The organism is Methanoculleus sp. (assembly GCF_020696975.1).
Classification (GTDB): domain Archaea; phylum Halobacteriota; class Methanomicrobia; order Methanomicrobiales; family Methanoculleaceae; genus Methanoculleus.
The window spans coordinates 39956-52508 of record NZ_JAJGBK010000017.1 but is presented as its reverse complement, the minus strand read 5'-3'; the positions used below and the strand labels follow the sequence as shown (position 1 = coordinate 52508).

Genomic DNA, 12553 nt, shown 5'->3' with positions numbered 1-12553 from the left:
CGGCGTCACTCCCACACCCTGCCGCGGGCGAGGGTGGCGAAGATGCCTGCGGTGCAGAGGACGGCGAAGATAGAGAACGCCACCCGGAGGCTCGTCATGAACGGCTCCTGAACCTCCGGCCCGATCTGGGTGCTGCCGATGAAGAGGGCAAACGTAACGGTGGCGATGGCGAGCGAGAACATCATCCCGGTCGTCCGCATGGTGGCGAGCATCCCCGAGGCGAGTCCGTAGAGGGACCGGTCGACCGAACTCATGACGGCGTTCGTGTTCGGGGAGGAGAAGAGGGCGAACCCGAACCCGAGGAGGACGAGGCTTGCGACAATCCAGGCCATTGGGGTGGTCGGGGAGAGAAGCGTGAGGAGGGCGAGGCCGGCGGCGGTGAGTGCCATCCCGGCCGAGGCGACGTACCGGGGCTCGACCCGGTCGGAGAGCCTTCCGGCCGGTGCGGCAAAGAGCGCCTGGACGACCGGCTGGGTGATCAGGACGAGACCCGCGAGACCGGGGTCGAGCCCCCGGACCACCTGGAGGTAGATGGAGAGGAGGAACCCGACGGCAAACGTTGCGCCGTAGTTGATCAGGGCGGCGAGGTTTGAGAAGGCGAATGCCCGGTTCGATGCGAGGAGGCCGATGTTGAGAACCGGACTCTCCACTCTCGTCTCCCATGCGTAGAAGACCGCAAAGAACGCCACGCCGGCGACGATTGCCGCGACGCCGGCCTGCCCCGGAAGGAGCGAGAATCCGTATATCACGAGAAGAAGCATCGCGCCGTAGAAGACCGAACCGACGATGTCCAGCCGTTCTCCGCAGGCGTCGGCCCACTCCCCGGCAAGGTGGCGGCGGACCTGATAGATGATGTAGATGCCGAGGGGGATGTTTGTTAAGAAGATGCTTCGCCAGGTGAGGAACTCGGTGAGGTAGCCGCCGAGGAGCGGCCCGATAGAGAGGCCGACGTAGACGGCGGTGACGTTGATCCCGAGCACCCGCCCCCGCTCCTCGGGAGGGAAGACCGACGTGATCATGGCGACCCCGGTGCCGTAGATCATGGCGCTTCCTATGCCCTCGAGGAACCGGAAGACGATGAGCATGGGGCCCGACGTCGCGAGCGCGGAGAGCAGGGCCGATGCAGTGAAGACCGCGATCCCGAGGGTGAAGACCCGTTTGCGCCCGTAGATGTCGGCGCACCGCCCGAGCGGGACGAGGAAGATCGCGGTCGCGATGAGGTACGAGGAGGCCACGAGACTGAGCGATACGGCGTCGAGGGCAAACTCTGCGGCGATGGACGGGAGCGCGATGTTCACCGCCGAGCCCATGAACGGGGTGACCACGCACTGAGTGCAGGGTGGTCAGGATGATGCCGGATCACCTGATGGGGGTACGGTGCCGGGCAGGAACCTGCCCGGGAGAGAACAATGAAGGGGAGAGGAGCGGGTTAGCCAGTGGTACTCTTTTACACTAACTGATAACATATGCAAATTATTTACACGTCTGGGTTTTATTGGAGAAAGAGCCCTGGTTCCGTCGTGAGTAATCTCTTGCTTCAACGGTTATTTTTCGGAAAAACCCCTTGAGGTGGGGTTTAATATTCCGCGCAACACCTCTCCCGCACTGCGCTTGTTCGTCAGAAAGGTGAGAAGTGGACGGTTCTCGGCGGAATGCCCGTGATCCTGCGTGCTATTCCGGAGACGCTCGGGCGATCTTTCACGCGCCGAGATCGACGTAATGCTTGCGTATATAAAACGTGTAAAGAAATTGGACAGAATTTTTATACGGAGGTCTACTGATGTCTCATCGGTAGATTCTGATGAAGATCAGTCGCATTATAGGCTTCTGGCCGTCGTCGCCTTCATCGTGCCGGTGGTTTCAGCTACAGGTATCGGAAACGAAAATGACGGAGTCGCGGGACTTCTCTCGCAGGCGGACGGGTACGGAACCCGTGAGTATTTTACGATCACACAGGGGGAGACTGATACTCATCTGCTCAATGTACCAGCCGGTATGTCCTTACTGAATGTCGACTTAAACTGGTTTACCCCGGACCACTCCCTGGAATTGGAGATCTACAGACCGGATGGGGGCCTGTATGGTTCGTACCATGACAATTATGGCGGACGTCTGGATGGACGGATCCGCGTAGATATAAGCAGCCCTGCATCAGGTACCTGGAGAATTGAAGTGTATGGAGAGAGTGTGACAGAAACCATTCCGTATATTTTGAATTGCAATGCTTATGCTTAAATGATTACCTCTCACACGCTTTCAACAAAGCCGAACACCTACCAAACCAAATCTTTTTATTGACACCGATTTTATATAAATCCATGGTCGTGCGAGTGCGGATTGCCGGAATCGCTCTGGCCATCCTCTGCCTCGCACTGCTGCCGTCTGCCGCATGTGCTACTATCGTTCAGGACGCATATCCGGAGAGGGTGCCTTTGGATCCGATGCCGGTGTACGTCTGGAATATCCCCCTGGATATTGTTATTCTCGGACTCGTATCCATATTCGTTCCGGTGCTCTTTGTCCCGATGCAGCTTGTATTCTCGCTACTCGCATGGCTGCATTTCGGCCATAAGAGGGTCCTGCAAAATAACGTCCTTGAGAACGAAACCCGGAATGCAGCGTACCTGTGCATACGCGATAATCCGGGGATAAATACAAGATCTCTCTCCCGGTTGCTCGAGATGAATATCGGAACCCTCCGCTACCACGTAGAGATGTTATGCAGGATGGGAACGGTCGTCCCCGAGCCGAACTGCAGTGGTATGAGATATTACGCCGACACGGGCGCCTGTCCCGATCTGGAACGAAAGGTGGCGGGATATCTCAACGAGCAGTCAAAGAGTCGGATACTCAATATCGTTTTGCAACATCCGGGAAGCACGAGAAAAGAGATCGCGTCCCGGCTCATGATGTCGGGCGCGAACGTCACCTGGCATATGAAACCGCTGCTCCGGGACAGTATTGTCAGAGACGAGAAGAAAGGACGGTTCGTACGCTACTATCTCTGCGCCGATGCGAAAGAGTATGTACAAGCCCACGGATCGTGGAAGCCTGCGATCCCCGGGGGGCGTGTGTCCGGTACCGGTATCTGATTGCCGTTCGGCAGTTCTCCATAACTACACCGTTTGCCCTTTTTCCCGGATCACCCTGTGGCTTATCGAGGATGCGTTCAGAGTCTCCGGGCGCCGCCTGCACGTCATGCGTGGACGACGGAGTCGGCCCGGGCGATCTCCTGTTCGGGGAAGAGGATGATGCGATCCGATATGCTCTCTGCGGTCGTAATCTCGCCCGACTGCCCGATCTCCGGGAAGATCTCGATCATATGCCGGGATGCTTCGGAAGAGAACGTGGCCTCCCTCAGGGAACGGAGTGATCCGTCCGCGAAGGCGTACAGGTCGCCGTTGGTTCTGTTGTAGGTCATTGGACCGTCGTGTTTGAACGTCGTGAGCGTTATGTTGTATTCTCCGTGAATAAGATCGTCAAACTCGATCCTGTCGACCTCGCGTAATATGGCGAGGGGATGTACCCCCTGTATGGGGAAGTCAAATATCTGGTCGTTATAATATATGTTGCCGCTCTGGTGGACATATACCTCGTACGCGTGCTCCTCCCCGTCTACGTAGCCGATCCAGTGGAGTTCGGTGCACTGCACTGTTCCGTCTTTGTTGATATGCTGGTTCAGCTGGATGAGCACGGCCGACTCGTTCGAAAACGCCTGCTCCTGTACAAGCGTATTCCAGAGGTCAACCAGGTCGGGTCGGCACTCCCGGGAGTCAAAAGAGATATGCATCTCTCCCTTGGTGATCTCGGGCTGCTCGGGCATGTAGAAATAATGCACGAAGACGAGAGCGATGAGGATGCTCCAGATGACAATCTGGCTCTTTTTCATGGGACCTCAGGACAGGAGCGTTCTGGTTTCGACGGGTTTTTGTACAGGTTGAAGGTACTGTCACTCATGGCTGATACAGTTTATGCAATCGGCCGGCAGGCCTGCCTGTCCATCGACAGAACCCAGTACTTCGGGTGCAGGGCGCGCGCAAGTGCGGCGGTCAGAGGGTGCTGCGTCCTATGCGGCATATACCACCGTGAGAATAGGTTCTCTCCTGTGCCCTCGTCTTCCGGGGAGGGTTCTCTCCGTTCACTTTCGGCAAATATCCGCGAACGTGTAAATGAATCTGACAGAATTTCTAAATAGATCGACGCCCATGTCCTTGTGTGGATGCTTGGAATAGCGTTCGCAAAACCGCGGAGGCTCACCCCATCCGTGCAAGGCCGGGTGAACCCCCTACTGCCCGAAGGCGAAAGAGTGGTTCGCATTCCATGTACTTAAGGGTGTGCCTCTTCTGCCTCCGGGAACATTACAGGAGGAAAAACAAATGAATGGAACCATTGGAATGCGAGCACTCTCCGCGCTCCTCGCCGTACTGCTGGTGAGCGCGGGTGTTGTGCCGGCAGTGAGTGCGAGCGAAGGAAAAAGTGAAAACACAAACATCATTGGCATTGATGTGCCTGTACCGGAGCAGCTTGTACCGCCGGATGCGGAATCATTGCATCTCATGGAACATGATGATGGAGTGATCATCGATAATACGGTAGTCTATCTGAGTTATTGGAATGAAAAGTTGAATTGGGGTATATCTGAAGAGGAGATCAAGGAATACTCACAAATTCTTGAAAAGCAGGTGTTGATCAGGTATTATGATGTAGATCATCGTTACTATTACATATCAGACCTGGACAAATTTGGGAAAGATCTAGGGCTCGTTTTAGGGTTTGATGCCGATGAGACGGATCGATTTATCCGATCACACAGAGAGCAGCTTGTGAAAGATCATCAAAATTATCATGGCGGGACCTTTGCGCCAGATAACCGGATTCAGGACTATATTCCTCCCGGCACTCAGTCAGCACCCTATGCACATGGAAAAATGTACTATTTGTATTTAATCACTAACTTCCAAACCCAAAGCAGCGATGGAGCATGGACCGTGGCGGATCGAGATGATGCATTGAGTGATGCATATTCCGGAACAAATGCAATTCGCCAACAAGCGCCTTCGGGTGCCAACGCTGTCAACGATGGCGGTTATTATACTGTAACCGTTTCTGGAGCAAATACTGGCGATAACATCCATGCCTGGGGTGTAAATGGATGGATGGAAGAAGCAGCAAGAAATCTTGGCTACTCTGACAGCAATGGCGATGGAAGAACAACAGATGACATGGCGAGATCGGCAAAAAGTTGGTCCGGAGCAGATACCGTCATACTTCTCTACCTAACACATGACGACATGGGCGGTTATGCGGTGGGTCCTGACCAAGGTTATGCAGATAAAACTGCGATTTCATACTGGGGTAGATCATCATCCGGAAGATTCGCTTCGCAGCCTGGCAGTTATGAACACGAATCATTGCACCTCTACGGTGCCCTTGACGAATATGCTGGAGCAAGTTCCTGCGGACAGTCCAGTATTCTTGCTGTCAGCCCGATGCACGATATGTATACAAATACAAATCATGTTTCGTGCCCTTCGTCAACCAACAGTGTTATGAGGGATCCTTACAAAACATCGACGATAAGCACATCCAGCAGGCGGTTCATCGGTTGGGGCGATTATGACAATGATGGAATTCTCGACCCGCTCGACGGCACGCCGTGGGGCCCCTCAGCCTAATTTTTGGACGGGATTGGTAATGCGCATATCTTTGATTGTTGCCATACTAGCGATTATCGCGTATCCTGCAGTCTGCTCGGGCCTTCCATCTGAAAATACGGCTTCCATCGGGGAACCGATAAATCTTACAATCATCTCCCCGAATGACGGTGATGAAGTTTGGATCGATGTCGTTCCGCCTCACGTTGTGGTTATCGGCGAGGCCGATGCCCCTTCCGGCATACGGAGCGTGGTTGTTCAAAGCGGGGTAGGGGAGGTTTCATGCGGGAACGAGACGAAGTTCGCATGCTCCGTGCCGGTCTCTACGGGGAAGAACAGAATCACGGTCATAGCGACCGATAACCTCGGAAACCGAGCGGAAAAAACTCTGAACGTGACCAGGCACACTGGAATCCCTCCGCCGCCGGCGATCACCGTTTCGGGCAGGGTGACAGACCCTGAAGGCAACCCGATTCCCAATGCATCTGTGAGATTTGAGATGAGATTTGCGCTGGATGATGAAATCTTCTCGGTGACAAACACAACCGGAAGAGATGGCAGGTATCTGATCGAAAACGCGATCGGGTACGATCAGACCATCATCGTTCAGAAAGAGGGCTACCAGCCCCTCCAGCGCAAGATTGTCTTTGGAAATCTGACGAACGAACTTGACCTGGAATTGGAACCGTCAGGCCAGGAAGTTCCGGGATTCGGTCTTCATACTGGTATCATTGGGGTATTAGGAGCATTGCTGGTCCTCCGGGGCAAGAAAACGTGAAATCGCATGTGCCTTTTTCCTGTGTAAGGTACGGAAGCATCGTCGATTATCTTCATTTCCTGCCATGGACGAGAACCAAGACATAGTAATCGACGGATTATACCTCTTGGTTTGTCGATGAGCACAGCGAAAACGTACGAAAACAGACAAGCAGGCAATTCATTATTTCGCCCCAAAAAATTCCCATGACCACCTAAAGGGTGATTTTCATTGCGATTGAACCTTCTCTGAAGGAATCGGATGCATACGTCGGGCATGAAGATACTGATTCGAGTGTATTTCCCCGGTGGGAATTCACGAACAAATGGCTGATTTCATGATTCACCGGTTAACGAATAACATAGTTGCCGTCGCGGTTGCGATGGTCCTCATCGGGTTAATCCCCCTCGCCGGTGCATCTGTTATTCACGTAGAATATTTTCATACATCTCGCTGTTCTGAGTGCGAATTAACCTATCCGATTATTGCCGACCTGAAGGGGGCCTATGGTTCCACCTTGAACGTGGAAGAAATTGACGTCAATACACCAGACGGGTGGGAGCGATGGAACGCATACGAATTTCTCGAAATCCCGGCCGTGGTCGTGGACGGCACCGTCACAATTCCCAAAGAGGAGATCACCGAAGAGAACCTCAGGGCGGCGATCGAGCGGTCTCTTGCCGGCGCTGAGCTGCAGGAGAACTCGCCGCCGATAAACTGGGACATTCCGCTTGCATACTCCCTGGGTCTTTTTTCCGGGTTCTCGCCCTGCCTGATGGCAATCCTTGGATTCATACTGGCCTACGTCACCGGGTCGGGCAACGGGCTGAGGAGCAGTCTCCTGAACTCGTTGATATTCGGCCTGGGGCTGGTCGCTGCGTATATCGTCATGGGATGCTGCTTCCTGCTGGCGGGGATGTCCCTCGGCGGCTTCGGTCCGTACCTCACCGTCGCGGCGGGACTGATCACGATACTCGCCGGGGTGAACCTGCTCGGGTTGATACGGCTCCCGATCTCCACCGACGACTACGTTAAGTCATCCATACAGAAGCACGCGACCACCCTTGCCGGGTTGTTCGTTCTGGGCATGGTGTTCTCGATCGTCAAGGCTCCGTGTGCCGCACCGATGCTCCTCATTCTGTTGAACAAAATCCTGATCGGCGGCACTGTGCAGGATCTATCGCTCCTGCTGGTCTTCGGAGCCGGGGTGCTCACGCCGTTTTTCGGCGTCGGAGTCCTCGGGGGATATGCCTCGTCAAGCAGGATACGGGAGTACAGGGATGTTATTCGAGCGGGAAGCGGGATCCTGTTGATAGGATTCGGGGTCTGGATGCTCTTCTGGGGATAGATGGAGCGCCGGATCCGGTGATGCCCGTCCGCCCGGATCGACTGGCGTACCTTGCACGACCTTCCTTGCCGCGAGAATATTCGTTCTCCTGCACCTGCATCCTTCAGGATGAGACCGAATGCCTCATTTTCGCAAACAGCCGATGGACGTGTAAAGAAAAAGGACAGAAAACATAAATGGCTTGATGCCTATCTCCTTGTGCGGATGCTCAAAACAGCGTTCGCAAAACCGTGGAGGCTCACCCTATCCGTCCAAGACCGGATGAGCCCCCCCACTGCCCGAAGGCAAGAGATAGATTTGCACTCCCTGTACTTAAGAACTGTGCCTCTTTGCCTCCGGGGACGTTAGAGGAGGCAAACAGATGAAAGAAACAATTGGACCGCGGGCACTTTCCATGCTTCTCGCTGCATTGCTGGTGAGCGGAACGATGGTGCCGGCGGTGAGTGCAGAGAATGAATCAAGGGGCTGGCTCGATACGTTCGACCAGTGGGTTGAGCCAAGGGATATGTCGAAGTATACTCCGGTCATTGAAACCCCGCAGAGGGTTCCGATCACTGAGGAGATCGCACGGCAGCACCCCGGAGTAATCATTCTAGATCCGAAGAGAGAATCAGAATTCCCGGTAATCGATGCAGACATAGTTCCAACCTCTCCCGGTAAAGTATCATTGACGCTGCAAACCGAGAGCAGTGACCTCGGCACCAGGGATTTAATGCCGGACGTGAGGATGACCCAGGGAACTATCTCCTGGTACTGGACACAGGACACATTTGTCTACCACGAGATCACGATTCATAACTATGCTTCTTCTGCAGCGAGCGGGATGGTCATCCTCTGGTCGCTTAAGGATGGGTATGGGTGTGGTGTACCCTTCTCGGATCTTGCAGCGGGAGCGGACCTCACTGTGACGGTTCCATTCGAGGTTCTCCCACAGCACAGTTCCATCGGAATAAAACCGATGGCAGTCGAGATCAGAGTTGATCCGACCGGCCTTACGTCGTGGATGGCAAGAATGCCGATCGATGCCATAGAAAAGTATAACAACGATGCGGCGCATCTCTTCGATCCTGACGGCGGAGAAAACCTCGAGACAAGTGATCTATATCATTTCCCATTCAGTGAGGGATATAGGGTGTTACTCGAAGCAGCGCAGGCAGCTGATGGTACGACAGAGCCGTATCAGTCTGCCTACGAAATAATGCAACGGGTTCATGATATGATGGAATATAATAACGAAACAATGTACGTTGAGTATATATTTTCTGATCTGTATACCCTAGACCATCCGTCTCCCATAAACGGAAAATATCAAGGGGTCTGCGATGAGTATGGGACCCTGTATACCGCCTTCACCCGCGCACTGGGCATCCCGACGCGATTCCTATCGTTCACCATGGAACTGCCTTCCGGTAATATAACAGGGCATGCTATTGCAGAATCATGGAATGGAAATGCCTGGATCCACTCGGATCCAACATGGGATGTATTTGACAATCCCCAGGTTTACAGGGCAGCGGGAAACAACCACATCAACATCACCATCTACGGTGACGCCGATGACTCCTATTACACGCAGGACCCGAACGACCCAACCGGCGATGGCATTCTCAGGTACGAAGATTTCAGAACGCAGATTCTCCTCGGAGAGGTTCCGAGGTATAACTAACCCTTTTTTATGTCGAAAAGCGTTGTCCTTCTGATGCTCGGTCTCATCCTTGCGGTGCTTGTCTGCAGCATACCCGCAGATGCGGTCGTGACGCCTCTCCCTGGGCAGGGAAACCAGACGGGAATTCTGTTTGGGGTTCACCCGAACGCGAAGACCAACGAGACGATCACCGCATTCATCGCTGAACATGGGGAGATCTGGTGGCATGAGAGCACGTACAACCACACGCATGAGTACGTGTACATCGTGCCGGCGAACGCCTGCGAAGAACAGCTCGTCTATTTAAACAAGATTAGAGCCGATGAACACGGCGGCGAACAGTCCATCGGGCAAATCTGGATTATCGGCTGCGATGAGGCGCTGCCCCTGGCCGCGGAACTCACCTTCCCGAAGATTTTTGCGAAGTACCCGGCGCTCAGCAACGACGGCGGGGTGCGGTCGTACGTCGAGAATCAATCCCCCAACCGCTATGAGGAGATCACGTCCAAACCTTCTCGGGCGCAGGTCTACTTCATCAACGATACCGGCGTGTTCACGGAGTACATCGTCGACCTCTCGGGAGGAGAGATCGTCTCCACCACCTACATCTCGGAAGAGAACCTCACGGTCGGGAGAGCCGAAGCGGAGGCGCAGGTCCTCTCCGGGCAGTCTCCGGGCGCCTGCGTCGAGAACGTCGTGCTGAAAGTCTACGACAGCGACCGGATAGTCTGGGAGATCACCGTTCGGGCCGGTCGGGAGACGGACGTCGTGCAGATCCCCTCGGACCTGGCGCCCGGGCAGTCGCTCCGGACGACGACGCCGGGGTTCGGAACGATCCTCGCGGCTTTTGGCGTAGGGATGAGTTTCGTCCTGTACCGGAAGCGGAGATAGGGTCGGGGCGGCGGATACGCCCTTTGCAAACGCTCCTGTCCGGCATGCGCGCCTGCCCATCCGGGCATGAGGGGGCATCCCGCTCGAACTCCGCTTTGGTGAAACATCGCCCCTCCAGGCGGCACACCTGAAGAACGGGTTGGACCCGGCCTTGTCCCCGGGCCGATCCGAAAAAAATTTATTCTTCCCGGAGCATCGCGTCGATCGCCGCGGCCGCCTTCTTCGCCGAACCCATCGCCTCGATCACTGTCGCCGCGCCGGTGGCGATGTCCCCGCCGGTGTAGACGCGGGGGATGGACGTCCGACCGTCCTTGTCGATGACGATGTCCCGGACGTTCCATTCGTCGCACTCACGAATCGTCGCACGTCACCCTTTCGGCGTTTCGACTCCTTTCCCTGCGGAGAAGCCGCACAGCAGAGCCCGACGGCTGCTCGAACTTCTACTCCTGATCCATTGCGTAGCTTCCGCGACGCAGACCGCATGATTTTCCTCGCCGCGAGAACAGCCATCCTCCTGTGTCCGTGCTCCCCGTCGCAGGATCGATCGTCTCATTTTCACGAACAGCCAAAGGACATGTAGATGATTGTGAGAGAAATGCTATATAGGCCCGGGTCTATCCCCTTATGCGGATGCTCAAAACAGCGTTCGCAAAACCGTGGAGGCTCACCCTATCCGTCCAAGGCCGGATGAGCCCCCCGCTGCCCGAAGGCGAAAGAGTGGTTCGCATTCCATGTACATTAAGGTTGTGCCTCTTTGCCTCCGGGGACGTTAGAGGAGGCAAACAGATGAAAGAAACCATTGGAATGCGGGCACTTTCCATGCTCCTCGTTGCACTGCTGGTGAGCGGAACGATGGTGCCGGCTGTGAGTGCAAATTGTGTGAAAAACTCTCCGGGTAAAACGGGCGCAAACGACGGCTGCACCCTAGATCAGGAACTGTCACTTGAATTGATACAACCAGACTCTGTTACGGTTTCTCCGATTGTGGAGGCCGACAAAAAATTGCTGCACGGGATTGCGATCCCTTCAGATTGGAAAGAAATCCCAGCAAAGCAACTAAAGCCGACTGAAGAGGATTGGGCGTTCGTCAGGGAGCTCCTCCGGGGTCTTCCGGATGATAGGAAACAATTTGAAAATACGGTGCGAAGCATCTTTGAAGGTGAATCATCGCTTTCTGAGGAAGAAGAGAAAGAGATTCTCCTGCAACTATCGTACCTTATGGTCGAAGCGACGGAAGGAGAGTTCATCGGTCCGAAATGGGCAGGCTCTCCGGGCCATTGGCACTTTTCAGGGACAGCCGGGGAGAATTTGGGGTATACCTCCTCTGTACATACTGATACACTCCGGAATTACAGCGGCTGGGCTGATGTTCATCGCGAGGAGCCTATTGGGATTGTACCCCCTGGAACGCTTAATCGTCACTCCTGGGTTTATATCTGGGATTTCCCGCTACCGGGTGACAATTTAGGACCATACTCCTGCGAGTACTATATAGATGCAGCAAAAAGCGACTTCGCAAACTATGACTCTGACTCTGCATACATCAATCTTGGCAAAGGACTACACTATATTGAGGATCTCGGCTGCCCGTTCCACACGTCGAGTGTAGTGGGACAGGCACACCATCTGGACTACGAAGAATGGGTGGGATCAAATTGGGGAGATTTGTTTGAAGATGCAACCGACGTTGATACCTACTACATCATCACCGACCCCTCAGAAGATGCAAAAACTTTTGCAGCATGGTCTCATCAGTATTTGGAGCCGATCTGTACGATTATGAACTACGATCTCAATTGGAGGACAAATACCAATCTCATCAACTATACACGGATACTCGTATCAGAAACGGAAAAGATGACCATGGGAATGGTCATTTACTCGACGAAGGCCGAATCTCCTGATACAGCCGGGTCAAGTTCGGTTCCGATAACCGATTATCAGACATCGTATGCTCATATTAATGGCGTTGCCTGTTCCGACAGTATGTTGTTCACAATCCTGATCGACCATACCTACATAGCCGATCTGGATATCTGGCTTGGGTGGAAGGAAGAGGCGTGGGACGAGTACGCTGAATATCAGATCTGGGACAATCAGGGTGGAAGTGCAGATCACCTGATACTCAGTGTTCGAGCAGAAAGTTTTGCAGCTATTCACGATTGGCAACTGAGAGTTGTGGATACATATGAAGGAGATGAAGGTGAGATCAGCGAGTTTGCGCTCTATATCGGATGAACCGCTGGAACCTCGAGGCC

The 12553-nt window shown here is 54.2% G+C and carries 10 protein-coding genes; 8 read left to right on the top strand and 2 right to left on the bottom strand.

Annotation, left to right across the window (positions count from 1 at the left end):
• Positions 1 to 5: 5 nt before the first annotated feature.
• Positions 6 to 1325 (bottom strand): MFS transporter, encoded by a 1320-nt coding sequence (locus tag QZ650_RS04360; RefSeq protein ID WP_292521550.1) that lies wholly within the window; start codon positions 1323 to 1325, stop codon positions 6 to 8.
• A 394-nt stretch (positions 1326 to 1719) separates the two neighbouring features.
• Here QZ650_RS04360 and QZ650_RS11855 point away from each other — a divergent pair, with 394 nt between their 5' ends.
• Positions 1720 to 2235 carry a pre-peptidase C-terminal domain-containing protein gene (locus QZ650_RS11855; protein ID WP_292527403.1) on the top strand — a complete coding sequence of 172 codons (516 nt, stop codon included), beginning with the start codon at positions 1720 to 1722 and terminating at the stop codon, positions 2233 to 2235.
• Positions 2236 to 2318: 83 nt separating this feature from the next.
• Positions 2319 to 3092: a winged helix-turn-helix transcriptional regulator gene (locus QZ650_RS04355; RefSeq protein WP_292521552.1), complete on the top strand. Its 774-nt coding sequence runs from the start codon at positions 2319 to 2321 to the stop codon at positions 3090 to 3092.
• 104 nt (positions 3093 to 3196) lie between these two features.
• Here QZ650_RS04355 and QZ650_RS04350 read toward each other — a convergent pair whose 3' ends face one another.
• A complete protein-coding gene (locus QZ650_RS04350; protein WP_292521554.1) occupies positions 3197 to 3889 on the bottom strand; it encodes a hypothetical protein in 693 nt (230 codons plus the stop codon).
• Between the two features lie 487 nt (positions 3890 to 4376).
• Between QZ650_RS04350 and QZ650_RS04345 the strand changes: the two genes are divergently transcribed.
• From QZ650_RS04345 to QZ650_RS04320, 6 genes are all read left to right on the top strand, one after another.
• Positions 4377 to 5675 (top strand): hypothetical protein, encoded by a 1299-nt coding sequence (locus tag QZ650_RS04345; RefSeq protein WP_292521556.1) that lies wholly within the window; start codon positions 4377 to 4379, stop codon positions 5673 to 5675.
• A 31-nt stretch (positions 5676 to 5706) separates the two neighbouring features.
• On the top strand, positions 5707 to 6432 hold the full coding sequence (locus QZ650_RS04340; protein WP_292521557.1) for a carboxypeptidase regulatory-like domain-containing protein: 726 nt from the start codon (positions 5707 to 5709) through the stop codon (positions 6430 to 6432).
• Positions 6433 to 6736: 304 nt separating this feature from the next.
• Positions 6737 to 7759, top strand: a complete 1023-nt coding sequence (locus QZ650_RS04335; RefSeq protein WP_292521559.1) for a cytochrome c biogenesis protein CcdA — start codon at positions 6737 to 6739, stop codon at positions 7757 to 7759.
• A 361-nt stretch (positions 7760 to 8120) separates the two neighbouring features.
• Complete coding sequence (locus QZ650_RS04330; RefSeq protein WP_276833498.1) at positions 8121 to 9425, top strand: transglutaminase family protein; 1305 nt, start codon at positions 8121 to 8123, stop codon at positions 9423 to 9425.
• A 33-nt stretch (positions 9426 to 9458) separates the two neighbouring features.
• Positions 9459 to 10295: a PGF-CTERM sorting domain-containing protein gene (locus QZ650_RS04325; RefSeq protein WP_286681195.1), complete on the top strand. Its 837-nt coding sequence runs from the start codon at positions 9459 to 9461 to the stop codon at positions 10293 to 10295.
• Between the two features lie 786 nt (positions 10296 to 11081).
• Positions 11082 to 12533, top strand: coding sequence for a hypothetical protein (locus tag QZ650_RS04320; RefSeq protein WP_292521566.1), 1452 nt, complete (start codon positions 11082 to 11084; stop codon positions 12531 to 12533).
• Positions 12534 to 12553 lie beyond the last annotated feature (20 nt).

Coding starts and splice junctions, on each gene's coding strand:
- QZ650_RS04330 (WP_276833498.1), top strand. CDS start 8,121: ATGAAAGAAACAATTGGACCGCGGGCACTTTCCATGCTTCTCGCTGCA.
- QZ650_RS04320 (WP_292521566.1), top strand. CDS start 11,082: ATGAAAGAAACCATTGGAATGCGGGCACTTTCCATGCTCCTCGTTGCA.
- QZ650_RS11855 (WP_292527403.1), top strand. CDS start 1,720: ATGCTTGCGTATATAAAACGTGTAAAGAAATTGGACAGAATTTTTATA.
- QZ650_RS04335 (WP_292521559.1), top strand. CDS start 6,737: ATGGCTGATTTCATGATTCACCGGTTAACGAATAACATAGTTGCCGTC.
- QZ650_RS04345 (WP_292521556.1), top strand. CDS start 4,377: ATGAATGGAACCATTGGAATGCGAGCACTCTCCGCGCTCCTCGCCGTA.
- QZ650_RS04325 (WP_286681195.1), top strand. CDS start 9,459: ATGCTCGGTCTCATCCTTGCGGTGCTTGTCTGCAGCATACCCGCAGAT.
- QZ650_RS04355 (WP_292521552.1), top strand. CDS start 2,319: ATGGTCGTGCGAGTGCGGATTGCCGGAATCGCTCTGGCCATCCTCTGC.
- QZ650_RS04350 (WP_292521554.1), bottom strand. CDS start 3,889: ATGAAAAAGAGCCAGATTGTCATCTGGAGCATCCTCATCGCTCTCGTC.